This is a genomic window from Acinetobacter sp. WY4, from assembly GCF_018438165.1.
GTDB lineage: Bacteria > Pseudomonadota > Gammaproteobacteria > Pseudomonadales > Moraxellaceae > Acinetobacter.
Genome location: NZ_CP053947.1, coordinates 833,217 through 847,448, shown reverse-complemented (window position 1 = coordinate 847,448; position 14,232 = coordinate 833,217). Strand labels below are relative to the sequence as shown.

The following is a 14,232-nucleotide window of genomic DNA, read 5'->3' as shown; positions in this document are numbered from 1 at the left end:
CCAAAGACAGGGAATAAGAAATGCAGCAACAAGTTTACCATAGCCGTGATCTACAAGCATGGGAGCAGCGCTGGTTTCAACAGCAAAATAGTTCCTACGGTTTAATGCAACAAGTCGCCTGGGGGATTAGTCAGCGGCTGATCACTTTATTTTCCCAGCAAAAAATAAAAAAAATCGCTGTCTGCTGTGGTCAGGGTAATAATGCCGGCGATGGCTATCTTGTGGCCAAATATCTCAAACAGGCGGGCTTCAGTGTTGATATTTATGCAGTTGAGTTGGGTAATTCCAAAGATTTAGCATCGGCTGTGCAGGAAGCTCAGCAAGCTGGCTTGCAGCCTTATTCGCATTTTGATTTTCAATCTGAATGTGAGGTCTATATCGATGCATTATTCGGAATTGGTCTGAACCGTCAGCTGGACTTTGACTGGCAAAATGTTATTCAAACGATCAATCAGCAAACTGGATTAAAAATCTCAATTGATATTCCGAGTGGATTGGATGCCAATACCGGCCAGCCTTTGCCTGTTGCGATTAAAGCTGACTACACTTTCACGGGTTTAGGGCTTAAGGCAGGATTGTTTACTGGACAAGGCAAAGAATATGCGGGCAAGATCGAACTGATTTCTGCTATCCCGACAGATACAGAGCTTCAACCGATTGCCCAGCTTGCCTCACATCAGATTCAATTGCCCAAGCGTGAAGCCTTTGGTCATAAAGGCAGTTATGGTCATGTTCTGGTGATTGGTGGACATGCTGATATGGGCGGTGCAGTGATCATGGCGGCAGAAGCAGCATTTGCTGCAGGAGCAGGTAAAGTGACGATCGTCTGTGATGCAAAACACCATACTGCGATTTTGTCACGTGCACCGAATATCATGCTGCGTGATATCAATCTTTTAACTCAGGAGCAACGCCAAGCACTGATTCAGCAGGTCGATGCAGTCTGTTTTGGCATGGGATTAGGTCGTGATTCTTGGTCAGAGCAACAATATACAGCTTGGTTTGAGCTGACTCAGCAATCTGATCTGGAGGTTGTTTTGGATGCGGATGCCTTATGGTTTCTGGCCAAGCAGCCTCAAGTTTTGAATTCCCAGACTTATGCTACACCACATCCAGGAGAAGCTGCAACTTTGCTAGCATGTAGCACTGCGGAAGTTGAAATGGATCGGATTGCAGCCATTCATGCCCTGCAACAAAAATATCAGGGACAGTGGGTGCTAAAAGGTTCAGGCAGCCTGATTCTGGAAGAAAGGCTTTACATCTGCAATGCCGGGAATGCCGGTATGGGAACTGGCGGAATGGGGGATGTGCTGGCCGGCATGATTGCCAGTCTAAAGGCGCAATTTGCGCAAAAAATTTATTTGCATGAAATTGTGACGCTGCATGCACTTGCAGGTGATGAACTGGCCAAAAATGGCGAACGTGGCTTGCAGGCACAGGATATGAAACATGCGATTTATCAGGTCGTGAATCGCTAAGGAGAATAGTGTGCCAGTCATCAAAATGAATATTTCAGGCCAAGTTCAAGGAGTCGGATACCGTTACTGGTTTGCCGAGCAGGCTCAGGCGCTTGGACTGAAAGGATATGTGAAGAACTTGAGCACAGGTGAGGTGGAGGCCGTTATTGCTGGAACAGACTCCCAACTTCAGGAAATGATTACACGAAGTTGGAAAGGGCCTGCTCGTGCAATCGTACAAGCGGTTATTCAAGAGTATCTGGAATCTGAGCTAGATGCTCAAGACTTTATAATATTGCGTTAAACCTTATCGACGACGGCTACTGACGCGACTCCGGCCGCGTGCCATACCACCCAACGCATTCAATACCGCCATTTTACTCATACTGCCTGAGGCGTGGGCATGACAAATAGCAGCAGCTAAAGCATCGGCGGCATCCTGCTGCGGTTTGATGCTGAGTTTTAGAATATTCATTACCATCATCTGCACCTGTTCTTTATCCGCAGCGCCATAACCCACTACCGACTGCTTGATCTGGCGCGCAGTATATTCAGCGACTTTCAAATCCAGATTGACCAGTGCCGCAACAGCAGCACCACGGGCCTGACCGAGTTTTAAGGCAGAATCCGGATTTTGTGCCATAAAGACCTGTTCTACCGCAGCTTCAGTGGGACCATAAAATTTTACAATGCGCTCCACGCCGGCAAAGATCCGTTTTAAACGTTCAGGCATTTCTGTCGTTTCTGTTCTGATGGTGCCGGCATCAACAAAAGTCAGTTTGGAGCCGTCTTTTTCGATAATTCCGTAACCGGTTAAACGAGAACCGGGGTCAATCCCAATAATTAATGACATGCCCGCACTTTAAAAATAGAATAATGCCCATATTGTTACATAAGCGTATCAAAAAAGCTTGATCCTGATGAAGCAGTTGATTCCAGCATCCTATTATTTATTTTACTGAGATTAGATTAATTTTCATGAAATTATTTCTTATTATCCTTGCAGGCTTAATCCTAGAAGTATTTGTCTGGATTGGCGTGGGTGACCTCGTCGGGAGCATGTGGTACGTATTTTTCTGGTTTGTGGCCGCATTTTTTATTGGTATGAATCTGATCCGTAAATACTCGGCCGGTGTAATGCCACAAATGCAGCAAATGCAGATGGGACAGATAAGTGCAGATCCTGCATTAACAGGAAATTTACCTAAAATTCTGGCAGGTTTCTTTCTGCTTATTCCTGGATTGATTACCGACGTATTGGCAGTATTGATGCTCATTCCAGCGGTTCAGCAGGTTTTTAAGGCTGCTATAATGAAAGCGATGATGAAACGTCAGCAACTCATGATGGAAAAAATGATGGGTGGCATGATGGGCGATATGGGTGGTGCACAAGGCCAGAACCCATTTGCCGAGATGATGCGTCAAATGCAGGATATGCAAAATCAGCAATCAGGTCGCGGTGATTCCACCATTATTGATGGTGAAGCACGTGAAGTGAGACCTGAGGCGAAAAAAATTGAAATGAAAGATATCAATCCAAAATAAATGTTTTATTTAAAAAATTCTATTTAAGCCGAATCTGATGATTCGGTTTTTTATTGGAGCTTTCTAATCTCTTTGAACAAACGTTATAATATATTTTTATAAATTTACCTTATTTTAATGTCTCTGCTTTTTACGATCTGTCTCCTGCATTTTGTTGCTCAATTGAGTCCCGGCCCCGATATCTTACTTATTGCCAAAAGTGCTGCATCCACCACACGCCAGAATGCCCTGAAAATTATTGCCGGGATCTCTGCCGGTATCGTGGTTTGGGTAGTACTGACACTTGCGGGTTTTACTGTGTTAATTGGCCAGTTTCCATGGATCCAGCAAGCCTTAATGCTTTTGGGTGGCATGTTCCTGGCGAAGATGGGATGGGCCATGTTAAAGGGTGGTGTGCATAGCTTTAAAAATAGACATCAGACCGACGACGATACGAATGGACAGGTGCAAGCTAAAAACTATTTTATGTTGGGCTTATGGACCAACCTTTCTAATCCAAAAACACTGATTTATTTTAGTAGCGTATTTTCACTGGCCTTAAGCTCGTCTGCTTCCGATTATTTGAAAGCACAGTTGGCGGTGATTATTCCCTTGCAGACCTTTGTTACCTTTGCTTTATTGATGCTGTTGATTTCCCAACCAAAAATTAAAACCTTGTACCAGCGTTCGGGGAGTTATATTGATATGATTTCAGGTGGACTATTTCTGCTATTTGCGTTGTGGTTATGGTATGACGCACTTATTCTGATGAATTAAGGGGTATATCTTCATTTAATGCTGGAGATGTTGGTGAGGTCGGGGCAGGAGAGGGTAAATGGTCTGGTGTTTTAACCGCCGTTTGATAACGATTAGGCTTTAAGGTGGTTTCAGTATTTTCAGAGCCTTGATAACTGCGACTACGGTTGGCACGTTCGCGTAATCCACCTTTTTTAATTAACTGAACCATGGCACATCTCTCATTCAAATCCACAACTATTGTAAATCAAATCTGGATTTGATGAGGCTATTTTCCGCCTAGCTATTTGAACTATTCAAGATTAATAAAAAGACCTGTTTGAACCAACAGGTCTTTGCTGTGAGGTAAAGAAATTAGCGAAGTCCTTTATCTTCTTCTTTTAAAACGTCCAGTATAGAGTGTTGTACGGGAACTTCTTGTTGTGACTGCACATACAAATGCACCACTTTAAACACAATTGCTGTAACGAGACAGGCGATTAGACACAAAACCCAGAAACCAAAAGGGCTGCGAATATGATGTGAGCCGCAGTTTGAGCATGATTTTTCTGTAGAGTCGACTACTTTTTCACAGCAGGCACAATGATACTGGTAACGTAGCATGATGATCTCCTTGAATTCACAGCATTCCAGTGAATAATTTATTTTTCTAATGTACATCAGCATTTTTTACACATTAGATTCTAAATCAATGCATGAACTATGCCTATGGGGTTTAACAAAAAAATTACTGAAGCATTGTTTGCATAATAAATATACAGTTAAAAATAATTAATTTAACAGAATTTTTAGAGCTGACGAGTGATGTTGTTTGAACAGTCTAGATTCTGTATAAACAATCATAAGTGCTGAAATTAATTCATGAATTTTAATTAAAATCAGTCGTATATAATGGAAATTCATGCATGAAAGTATGTTTAATATTTAAACAATTATGATAGTTTATGTTATGTAAAGATAAATACTAGAACAAAGAGCAACAGCATGAAAAAAATGGCAGTGTTACTTGCAGCATTATGTACGATGGGGCAAGTTTTTTCACAAACTGATCTAGAAAAAAAAGTAATCACACAGTTTCATCAAGACTTTAACGCGGCTGCATATGAAGCAATGTATCAACGTTTTTCTCCTAAAATGCAAGAAGCTTTTCCTGTTACCGTGCTAAAAAAAGTATCTGAAGATATCAAAAAGCAGCTAGGATCTATTCAAAATATTGAGTTCATTGAGAACAAAGGTAAATCTACAGCGATTTATAAAGTGATGTTTGAAAAGGATCGTCTTAAATTATCTTTGAGCCTGAATGATCAACAGCAAATGACAGGTTTATTATTTAGCCCATATATTGAATCAAATGCTGCTAATAACACAACGGAAAACTATATTCAAAGCTATCCAAAAAACCTTGCAGAGAAAATTTTTGCAGCCACACGTACTTTTCCTGAAAATACTCAAGTAGCGATTGCTGTGTTAGACCCTAGCAAAACACAATATTTGGGTGTGCATAAACATGACAATAAAATTCATGAGAAAGCTAATCAAGATCTTGTTTTTGGCATTGGTTCCATCACCAAGGTGTTTACAGCGACAGTCTTAGCGGAATTGGTCACCCAAAAGAAAATTGGGTTGGAAGATAGTATCAACCGTTATTATCCATTTCAGTTTAAAGATAATATTCAACTGAAATTCAAAGATTTATCCAACCATACTTCAGGATTGGAGCGTTTACCAAGTAACTTGGCAACGGATGACGATTCAAATCCTTATAAAGATTATGATGTAGAAAAACTAAATGCGTATCTGAAAAATAATTTGACCTTATATGCAGACCAGTTAAACAGCAAAGCACCAATTTATTCTAATTTAGGAATAGGTTTACTTGGGCATACATTGGCTTCGGCAGAAAAAACCACACTAGAAAACTTGTATCAGCAATATATTTTTAAGCCATACGGCATGCAAAGTAGCTTTGTGAATCAAGTGCAAGCGGACAAACGTCTTGTACCTGCTTTGGATGTAACTGGCAAACAAATTCCAACTTGGGATTTCGACGTGTTTTTAGGTGCGGGCGGGCTGCTTTCTACGGTTGAAGATATGAAACGTTTTGCGCAAGCCCAACTTGAGGCAAAAAATCCTGCCATTCAGCTGACCCAGCAACCCACTTCAGCCAAAGTTGGGAATTACCAAATGGGATTGGGTTGGTTTATTCGTGAAGGCGAAAATGGCCAGAAAATGATTTGGCATGGGGGGAATACCGCAGGGCATACCTCAATTTTGGTATTGGATCTAAATAAGAAAAAAGCAGTGACCATCTTAGCCAACGTATCTGCCGCTCATCCAGAAATGGCTAATATCGAGCAGTTAGCAGTCGAGTTATTGAAATAGAAACTGTACTTAAAACAAAAAAAGCCAGTCATGATGACTGGCTTTTTTATCGCTGAGATTACTGCCCTGAACGGATAATGTAATCAAATGCAGACAGTGACGCCTTGGCACCTTCACCGGTGGCGATGATGATCTGCTTGTACGGCACTGTGGTACAGTCACCTGCCGCAAACACACCTTTCACATTGGTTTCGTTGCGGTCGTTAATCACAATCTCGCCACGGTTAGTCAGCTCAACTTGGGTTTCTTTCAGGAAGTCCGTGTTTGGTAACAAACCAATTTGTACAAAGATCCCCGCAAGTTCTACCGTATGCTCTTCATCCGTAGCACGGTCTTTGTATTTCAGTGCAGTCACTTGTGAACCATCACCAACCACTTCTGTAGATAAAGCATTTTTGATCACGGTGGTATTCGGCAAGCTGTTCAGCTTGTCTTGCAGCACCTGATCCGCACGCAGCTTGGTATCAAATTCCACCAAAGTTACATGCTCCACAATCCCCGCCAGGTCAATCGCGGCTTCAACACCCGAGTTACCACCGCCAATCACAGCGACGCGTTTGCCTTTGAACAGTGGACCGTCACAGTGCGGGCAGTATGCCACACCACGGGTTTTGTATTCCTGCTCACCCGGAACATTCATCTCTCTCCAGCGTGCACCAGTCGACAGAATCACGGTTTTCGATTCCAGTTTGGCACCATTCTCTAAAGTCACTTCCACCAGACCATTGGCCGTTTCATCAGCCCCTTTGATGTCAGACACGCGTTGCAGGTTCATGATGTCGACCCCGTATTCACGCACGTGGGCTTCCATTTCCGCTGCAAATTTAGGACCTTGGGTTTTTTGTACTGACGTGAAGTTTTCAATATCCATGGTGTCCATGACCTGACCGCCCATGCGCTCCGCCACGATCCCGGTTTTAATGCCTTTACGCGCTGCATAGATGGCTGAAGTATTCCCCGCAGGTCCACCACCAATCACCAGAACATCAAAGGCGTCTTTGGTATTCAGCTTTTCCGCATCTTTGGCAGCGGCATTGCTATCCAGCTTGGCAATGATTTCTTCCAGTGTCATACGACCCTGACCGATATGCTGGTTGTCCTGGAATACCATCGGCACCGCCATGATTTTGCGTTCTTCGACTTCTTCCTGGAAGAAAGCCCCATCAATCATGGTCGCTGTGGTCCCCGGGTTATAAATGGCAATCAGGTTGAGTGCCTGAACCACATCCGGACAGTTATGGCAGCTTAACGATACAAATACATCGAAATTAGATTGAACCCCCAGGCTCTTGATATTCGCCAGAACTTCATCAGAGACTTTCGGTGCATAACCTGATGTTTGCAACAATGCCAGGATCAGTGAGGTGAACTCATGGCCCATTGGCAAGCCTGCAAAGAACACACGCGGTTCCTCACCTTGTTTGGCAATCCCGAAACTTGGCGCACGTGCATTGGTCCCGTCAAAGCGTGCAGTGACCAGGTCAGACAGTGCAGCCACTTCGGCAACCAGTTCCTGGATTTTGGCTGATTTGTCAGAACTATCCAGAGTGGCGACCAGTTCAATTGGGCCTTCCAGGCGTTCTAATAGGGTTTTAAGTTGAGCTGAAGTATTTTGGTCTAACATTGCTAACGTCTCCAAAGGAGTAAATGTTTACTTGATAACAGGATATTAAATGAATTGAATAAATAGGTAAAACAGTTTGTTTTTATTTTATTGATCGGATTTACAGATTTGTTGAAAAATTCATTATTAATTTCAAAGTTCTATATGGGGTCGAAAGATTAATCTTCAAGTAGTTTAGAGCAAGAATAAGGATTTTCAGCTAAGATTAAAACAAGGTATTTGAGAATTGAATGATGGAATTACAACGCGGTATTTATCAACATTATAAGGGACAGCTTTATCAGGTGTTTCATGTTGCCACGCACAGTGAAACTGAAGAAAAGCTAGTGGTTTATCAATGTCTCTACGGGGATTATTCAATTTGGGTACGTCCTTTAACGATGTTCACTGAAACCATTACCACTAACGATGATCGTGAAGTGGAGCGTTTTAAATTGATTCAGGCACTTTAAGCCAAACAGACTCAGGGAAAAGTGATGCAAAACTCAGATGAATTTGAAAGATTCATGCAGGAATTATATGAAAAGTTTCATAGGCATGATCTTAAGCAGGCAGATCGCCGGCACCGATATCGCAATATAGAACCAGAATCCGGTCGATTTTTATCTATGCTGATTCGTACGCAACAATCGAAAAGTATTCTGGAAATTGGGACTTCTACTGGTTATTCCACTTTATGGCTAGCAGAAGCGGCTCGGCAGACTCAAGCCATGATTACAACACTTGAAGTTGATGCAGAACGGGTTACTCAGGCAAAGCAATATGCGACAAAAATAGATTTTGCAGATTTAATCAATTTTAAAGTAATTGATGCACAAGTTTATCTGGAGGCAGAACAGGAATTATTTGATTTTATCCTGTTAGATGCTGAACGAGATGCTTATGTCAGTTACTGGCCACATTTGAGTCGATTACTTAAAGCAAAGGGCGGGTTACTGGTAGTTGATAATGTCATTTCACATGCAGCAGAAGTCGAAGAGTTTATTGCCTTAATTCAGCAAGACCCACGTTTTATCATGAGTATTGTACCCATAGGCGCAGGTTTGCTGATGGTGGGATTTCGTTAAATGGATTCACTTCAATCCATGCAAATTTTATTAAAATGTAAATTATATTCGAGATACTTTTCTACGAATGCGGCTTTGTCTTGGCGTCTTAACAGGTTGTCATAAATAAATTCAGGTACGGGATGATACAGCTCGGTATGACCATTACTGTATACAATTTTCAGGTGGCGGCTTGAGGGATTGTATTTCCAAGAAATCACGGTAAGCAGTTTTTGCATATGCGTTCCTCCACTGAATATTTCTTATCTTATCATTTGAACTTATGCCATATGGCTCTGCAGATGTATAGCTCAATTGTAAGAATGGGTAAGGATTATGGGAAAGTGAAGCAAAAGATATGTCTGAATTTTTATATGATGGATCAAGAAAAAAATAGGACTATAATATTTTAAGTTCTAATAAAATAATTTTAAAAAATAAAATCCAGTATTGTACTGACATAAAAGTTCAAACTATAAAAAACCACGCTAAAAAGCGTGGTTTTTTGAATCAGTTCAATCTAATTAAAATTAGATTTTACCAACTAGGTCGATAGAAGGAGCAAGAGTTGCATCGCCTTCTTTCCATTTAGCTGGGCAAACTTCGCCTGGGTGAGCATGTACATACTGAGCTGCTTTAACTTTACGAAGAAGTTCTTGAGCATCACGGCCGATACCACCAGCGTTGATTTCAACGATTTGGATTTTACCTTCTGGATCGATCACGAAAGTACCACGATCAGCAAGGCCGTCAGCTTCGATTAATACGTCAAAGTTTTTAGCAAGAGTCCAGTTTGCATCACCAACCATTACATACTGGATTTTTTTGATTTCTTCTGAAGAATCGTGCCAAGCTTTGTGAGTGAAATGCGTGTCAGTAGAAACTGAGTAGATTTCAACGCCTAGTTTTTGGAATTCAGCGTAGTTGTCAGCAAGGTCACCAAGTTCAGTCGGGCAAACGAAAGTGAAGTCAGCTGGGTAGAAGAATACAACAGACCATTTGCCTTTCAGGTCAGCTTCAGTAACTTCAATGAATTTGCCGTTTTGGAATGCAGTTGCTTTAAATGGTTTAACTTCAGTATTAATTAAGCTCATCATTGTCTCCATGATTGAGGTAGTCTTTGATTTTGAATAAGAGTATCGAAATTTTGGTTGATGCTAAAATGGTATTTTTACATTACAAACATCGGAAAAACCGAATTAAGTAAAAACGCGCCACTTTGGCAAAATCGCTTTGTTCATTGAGCAGCATCAAGATGATGGCCTGATGACAAAATTATCTCTTTTTCCTCGTGCTAGCAAACATGATGTTGAAACCAAAAAATTCAAGGGTCAATTCGGAAAAAAGCATAATTTCCACAAAATAATTTAAATATCAATTCCAAACTTGGACTTATGATTAAATCTAATCAGGGAAACTCATGCGTGTCATTTAGATATTTTGACAGGTTTATAGTGCGGAATTGAGAGAAATCAGGCAGCCAAAGCCAATTTGTCCGGCACTTAACAGAACTACGACTATCTGAAATCTAATGAACCAAGTAAAATAAACCTTTCCGGTTTTTTGATGTGGGTGTTTTCTCTGTGCAGAGTCATTTAAATGTAGATCAATGGATAATGGCGCGTGACCGTCACCGTTTAAATCGACTGAAAAAAGGGAAAGACGCAGATGCTAAGCAGTATCAGGAATTATTTGAAAAATCCAATCTGAAAGTACGGCAACGGCTTGAGCGTCTTCCGAACATCAAGCTAAATCAGGATCTGCCGGTAACCCAGTATGCTGACAAGCTGATTACCGCGATTCAAAAGCATCAGGTTATTATTGTAGCTGGTGAAACCGGTTCTGGTAAAACCACCCAGTTACCGCAAATTGCTATGCTGGCTGGACGTGGCCTGACCGGAATGATCGGACATACCCAGCCGCGTCGACTGGCAGCCCGCAGCGTATCACAGCGTATTGCCGAAGAAGTTGGCGAAAAACTCGGTGAATCAATTTCCTTTAAAGTACGTTTTACGGAACAGGGTTCACAAGACTCAATTGTGCGTTTGATGACAGACGGTATTTTACTGGCCGAACTGACGCATGACCGATACCTGACCAAATATGACACGATTATTATTGATGAAGCGCATGAACGTTCACTGAATATCGACTTCATTATGGGTTATCTGAAGCAACTGTTGCCGCGTCGTCCCGATCTGAAAGTCATCATTACTTCTGCAACCCTGGATGTAAACCGTTTTAGCAGTTACTTCAATGGTGCACCAATTTTTGAAGTAGAAGGCCGCAGTTTCCCAGTCGAGCTACGTTATCGCCCGATCTCGGAAATGAGCATTGGCGGTAGTGATGATGACGAGTTTGATGACTTTGAAGAAAATCTGCCTCGCGCTGTGGTCAAAGCAGTCGAAGAATGCTTTCAGGATGCACAGGAAAAAGGCCATCCTGAACATGCCGACATCCTTATTTTTGCCAGTACCGAGCAGGAAATTCGCGAGTTACAGGAAACCCTGATCAAACATGGGCCACGCCATACGGAAGTACTAACTTTATATGCGCGTCTGGCGCTGGCTGAACAGCAAAAAATCTTTAATCCTTCTGGTGGTGGGCGACGCATTATTATTGCCACCAACGTAGCAGAAACGGCTTTAACCGTTCCGAATATCCGTTATGTAATTGACAGCGGTTTTGCCCGTATTTCGCGTTATAACTATCGTTCACGGGTGCAACGTTTACCAATTGAAGCCGTTTCTCAGGCAGCAGCCAATCAGCGTAAAGGTCGTTGTGGCCGTATTGCGCCGGGTGTCTGTATACGCCTGTATTCTGAAGATGATTTCCTCAGCCGTCCAGAGTTTACCGAACCGGAAATCAAGCGAACCAACCTGGCATCGGTAATTCTGCAAATGCAAAGTCTGGGGTTGGGTTCACTCGAAGACTTCGACTTCATTGAGCCACCAGATCGCCGTCTGGTGAATGATGGGCGTAAGTTATTGATTGAGCTGGGGGCTTTATCCGAGAAAAAACTTGAGCTTACCAAAATCGGTTATCAAATGGCGAAAATGCCGATCGATCCACGTCTGGCCCGTATGATTCTTGGTGGTGCACATTTCGGTGTTTTGAATGAAGTGCTGGTGATTGTGGCAGCGCTTGCGGTTCAGGATCCGCGTGAACGCCCTGCAGACAAGCAGATGCAGGCGGATCAGAAACATGCACTATTCCGTGAAGCCGATTCTGATTTCCTGTTCTATATCAAGCTCTGGGAGACGCTGCATAATAACCGCGACAGCATGAGTGAAAATAAGCGCCGTACTTTTGCGCGTAATCATTTCCTGAGCTGGTTGCGTTTACGCGAATGGAAAAAAACTCATGAGCAGCTGGTGGATTTGGCTAAGGGCTTAAAACTGTCATTTAATGAAAAGAAAGCCAGTTATGAAAATCTGCATCGTGCCTTGTTAACTGGTCTATTGTCCTTTATCGCCAATAAGACCGATGAGCGTAATGTCTTTATGGCAGTACGTCAGCAAAAAGCACGGATTTTCCCGGCTTCTACCTTGCACAAGACCAATACGCCATGGGTGATGGCTTTTGAGATGGTGGAAACCTCTCAGGTATATTTACGCACCCTAGCCAAGATTGAGCCGGAATGGATTCTGCTGGCCGCACGTGACTTGCTCAAGCATCATTATTTTGAACCGCACTGGTCGAAAAAAGCCGGTGTGGTGAATGCCTATGATCAGATTTCATTATTTGGTCTGATTATTGAGCCGAAACGCCCAATCAATTATGAAAAAGTGGATCAAGAAGCTGCACATGAAATTTTCTTACGCGATGCTTTAACCACTGGGCATTTAGGCATTACTCCACCATTTTTAAAGCATAACTTGCTTAAACTGGAAGAAGTCGAGCGAGTAGAAGACAAATTACGCCGTCGTGATCTGGTGGTTGATGAAGAAACCATTTACCAGTTCTATGCCTCGAAAGTGCCGCCTGAAGTGGCCAGCCGTCGTACTTTTGAAGACTGGCGTGCCACGGTTGAGCCTCAGAATCCGCGTTATTTATTTGTCGATGATGATGCGCTATGGCTGAATGACCGGCCGACGACACAACAATTTCCGGACTATTTGCACAATGGTAGCCTGCGTCTGGCTGCAACCTATCGTTTTGACCCGAGTCATGATGAAGATGGCGCGACAGTTAAAATTCCCCTGCAAGCCTTGGCCCAGGTCGATGAAGGTATCTGGTCATGGGGGATTCCGGGTTGGCGTCTGGATCTGATTGAAGCATTGCTAAAAGCTTTGCCGAAGGATAAGCGCCGTAATCTGGTGCCGATTCCGGATACTGCACAAAAACTCATAGCAAAAGTAGATGCGCAGGATTTACAGAAACATATTTTTAGTTTCTTGGCATTCCAGCTGCGAGGCGAACAAATCACGGAGAAAGATTTCAGCTTTGACCGGGTAGACCAATATCTGTTGCCTTTTATTAAAGTGACTGATGAAAAAGGTCGTGTCATTGAGCAGGGGCGTGATCTTGCCGAGCTGAAAGCGCGCTGTCGGACTGAAACGCATAGTCCGGTCAAACAGCTTAAAGGTGAATTTAAAACCTTCCCGGAAAGCTTTGTATTTGAAGCCTCACAAAAAGTCACCGGTGTCGTGGTCAAGCAGTACCAGGCGCTGGTTCCGACTAAAGCTTTTTCTGCCCTGGAGCAGAAAGATGAATCGGGTGTGGTGATTCAGACTTTTAATGATCAGGCTGAAGCGATCAAAAAACATCGTGAAGGAGTGATCCGACTGGTGCATATGCAACTCGGAGACTTGACCCGCCAGTTGAAAAAACAGATTTCCAAACCTCTGGCGCTGGCTTATTCACCACTCGGTGATAAGGCACAACTGGAACAAATGTTAGTTTATGCCACACTGCACATGTCTATTAATGAATTACCTGTCAATGCGCAAGAGTTCCAAAAACTGGTTGAAGATGTAAAAAAATCTTTCTTGACTTATGGCCAAGTTGCCCTGAAAGAGATCACGGATATTTATATCCAGTGGCAGGAAATCCGCCGGAAATTATTGGTTTTAGATCATTCTGTGTTTGAAAAAAATATCAATGATATTGAAGATCAACTTGATTTAATGAGCCTTTCTGACTTTGTGTATCGTAAACCTTCCGATGTATGGATCGAATTTCCACGTTATTTGAAAGCCTTGATCTTGCGTTTAGAGCGCTTGCCCAATAATCTACAAAGGGACAATTCCGCCATTGACCAAATTGATCAATGGATGGAAAAATTATTTCAGTTTAAAGATGACCCTCGCCTGAAAGAATTGTATTTCATGGTCGAGGAGTTAAGAATCTCATTGTTTTCACAACCGATGAAAACAAAAGCACCCGTGTCTCCAACTCGCTTGCAAAAAGTATGGGATCGTCTTGGAATCAGTTAAGATAT

General features: G+C 42.6%; 14 protein-coding genes. 8 read left to right on the top strand and 6 right to left on the bottom strand.

Annotated elements, in window-relative coordinates:
- The first annotated feature begins 20 nt into the window (after window positions 1–20).
- The gene (locus G4D73_RS03965; RefSeq protein WP_213687433.1) at window positions 21–1,478 is read left to right on the top strand and encodes an NAD(P)H-hydrate dehydratase; all 1,458 of its coding nucleotides are present in this window, start codon (window positions 21–23) and stop codon (window positions 1,476–1,478) included.
- A 10-nt stretch (window positions 1,479–1,488) separates the two neighbouring features.
- Window positions 1,489–1,761 carry an acylphosphatase gene (locus G4D73_RS03960; protein ID WP_213687432.1) on the top strand — a complete coding sequence of 91 codons (273 nt, stop codon included), beginning with the start codon at window positions 1,489–1,491 and terminating at the stop codon, window positions 1,759–1,761.
- 3 nt (window positions 1,762–1,764) lie between these two features.
- Here the strand turns inward: G4D73_RS03960 and ruvC are convergent, their stop codons facing one another.
- Entirely contained in the window at window positions 1,765–2,310 is a 546-nt protein-coding gene (gene ruvC / locus G4D73_RS03955) for a crossover junction endodeoxyribonuclease RuvC (protein WP_004278925.1), read from the bottom strand.
- Between the two features lie 125 nt (window positions 2,311–2,435).
- Between ruvC and G4D73_RS03950 the strand changes: the two genes are divergently transcribed.
- Window positions 2,436–3,002: an FxsA family protein gene (locus G4D73_RS03950; RefSeq protein ID WP_191113032.1), complete on the top strand. Its 567-nt coding sequence runs from the start codon at window positions 2,436–2,438 to the stop codon at window positions 3,000–3,002.
- A gap of 117 nt (window positions 3,003–3,119) precedes the next feature.
- Window positions 3,120–3,758 carry a LysE family transporter gene (locus G4D73_RS03945; RefSeq protein ID WP_191113033.1) on the top strand — a complete coding sequence of 213 codons (639 nt, stop codon included), beginning with the start codon at window positions 3,120–3,122 and terminating at the stop codon, window positions 3,756–3,758.
- On the opposite strand, the gene G4D73_RS03940 is transcribed toward G4D73_RS03945, so the two are convergent.
- Entirely contained in the window at window positions 3,742–3,948 is a 207-nt protein-coding gene (locus G4D73_RS03940) for a hypothetical protein (RefSeq protein ID WP_213687431.1), read from the bottom strand. The two genes, G4D73_RS03945 and G4D73_RS03940, sit on opposite strands and share 17 nt — an antisense overlap.
- Before the next feature lie 143 nt (window positions 3,949–4,091).
- On the bottom strand, window positions 4,092–4,340 hold the full coding sequence (locus G4D73_RS03935) for a hypothetical protein (protein ID WP_129717417.1): 249 nt from the start codon (window positions 4,338–4,340) through the stop codon (window positions 4,092–4,094).
- 381 nt (window positions 4,341–4,721) lie between these two features.
- Here G4D73_RS03935 and G4D73_RS03930 point away from each other — a divergent pair, with 381 nt between their 5' ends.
- The gene (locus G4D73_RS03930) at window positions 4,722–6,119 is read left to right on the top strand and encodes a serine hydrolase (RefSeq protein ID WP_213687430.1); all 1,398 of its coding nucleotides are present in this window, start codon (window positions 4,722–4,724) and stop codon (window positions 6,117–6,119) included.
- A gap of 58 nt (window positions 6,120–6,177) precedes the next feature.
- Here the strand turns inward: G4D73_RS03930 and ahpF are convergent, their stop codons facing one another.
- Window positions 6,178–7,743, bottom strand: a complete 1,566-nt coding sequence (ahpF, locus tag G4D73_RS03925; RefSeq protein WP_213687429.1) for an alkyl hydroperoxide reductase subunit F — start codon at window positions 7,741–7,743, stop codon at window positions 6,178–6,180.
- A gap of 233 nt (window positions 7,744–7,976) precedes the next feature.
- On the opposite strand from ahpF, the gene G4D73_RS03920 reads away from it, so the two are divergent.
- Together G4D73_RS03920 and G4D73_RS03915 are read left to right on the top strand one after the other, a co-directional pair.
- On the top strand, window positions 7,977–8,195 hold the full coding sequence (locus G4D73_RS03920) for a DUF1653 domain-containing protein (protein WP_034436473.1): 219 nt from the start codon (window positions 7,977–7,979) through the stop codon (window positions 8,193–8,195).
- Between the two features lie 24 nt (window positions 8,196–8,219).
- A complete protein-coding gene (locus G4D73_RS03915) occupies window positions 8,220–8,810 on the top strand; it encodes an O-methyltransferase (RefSeq protein WP_213687428.1) in 591 nt (196 codons plus the stop codon).
- 11 nt (window positions 8,811–8,821) lie between these two features.
- Here the strand turns inward: G4D73_RS03915 and G4D73_RS03910 are convergent, their stop codons facing one another.
- Complete coding sequence (locus tag G4D73_RS03910; protein ID WP_004278917.1) at window positions 8,822–9,028, bottom strand: KTSC domain-containing protein; 207 nt, start codon at window positions 9,026–9,028, stop codon at window positions 8,822–8,824.
- A 291-nt stretch (window positions 9,029–9,319) separates the two neighbouring features.
- Window positions 9,320–9,883, bottom strand: a complete 564-nt coding sequence (ahpC, locus tag G4D73_RS03905; RefSeq protein ID WP_004278916.1) for an alkyl hydroperoxide reductase subunit C — start codon at window positions 9,881–9,883, stop codon at window positions 9,320–9,322.
- A gap of 489 nt (window positions 9,884–10,372) precedes the next feature.
- Between ahpC and hrpA the strand changes: the two genes are divergently transcribed.
- Complete coding sequence (gene hrpA, locus G4D73_RS03900) at window positions 10,373–14,227, top strand: ATP-dependent RNA helicase HrpA (RefSeq protein WP_213687427.1); 3,855 nt, start codon at window positions 10,373–10,375, stop codon at window positions 14,225–14,227.
- The last annotated feature ends 5 nt before the right edge of the window (window positions 14,228–14,232 follow it).